This is a genomic window from Streptomyces sp. DH12, assembly GCF_020873895.1.
In the GTDB taxonomy this organism is placed as follows: Bacteria; Actinomycetota; Actinomycetes; order Streptomycetales; family Streptomycetaceae; genus Streptomyces.
The window spans coordinates 1-491 of sequence record NZ_JAHWGT010000773.1 but is presented as its reverse complement, the minus strand read 5'-3'; the positions used below and the strand labels follow the sequence as shown (position 1 = coordinate 491).

The 491-nt window shown below is 75.6% G+C and carries 1 protein-coding gene; it reads right to left on the bottom strand.

Features of this window, described 5'->3' with window-relative positions:
* Window positions 1-127: 127 nt before the first annotated feature.
* Window positions 128-491, bottom strand: a 364-nt coding sequence (locus LPA54_RS36990) for a zinc finger domain-containing protein (RefSeq protein ID WP_306806611.1), incomplete at its 5' end; no start/stop codon positions are given.

Here is a 491-nt window from a genome sequence, read left to right as displayed (position 1 = left end):
CCTGACCGCGCTGGCCGCGGCCGGGCGGGTGCGGGAGCTGCGGGGCGGCGCGCTGGCCGAGGCGTCGGTGGCGTTCGGCAGCGACCCGGCGCCGTGGCTGCCGCACGGCTTCTGACCGGGTCCGGGGTCAGGGCCGCTGGCAGCCCGGGCACCAGAAGAGATTGCGGGCGGCGAGGCCGGCGGTGCGGATCTCGCCGCCGCAGATGTGGCAGGGCTGGTTCGCCCGGCGGTAGACGTACACCTCGCCGCCGTGGTCGTCGACGCGCGGCGGGCGGCCCATGGCCTCGGGGGTGTGCTCGGGGCGGACGGTGTCGATGCGGTTGGTCCGGACGCCCTCGCGCATCAGGAGCACCAGGTCGTCCCAGATCGCGTCCCACTGGGCGCGGGTGAGGTCCTTGCCGGCCCGGTAGGGGTCGATGCCGTGCCGGAAGAGCACCTCGGCCCGGTAGACGTTGCCCACGCCCGCGACGACCTTCTGGTCCATGAGGAGC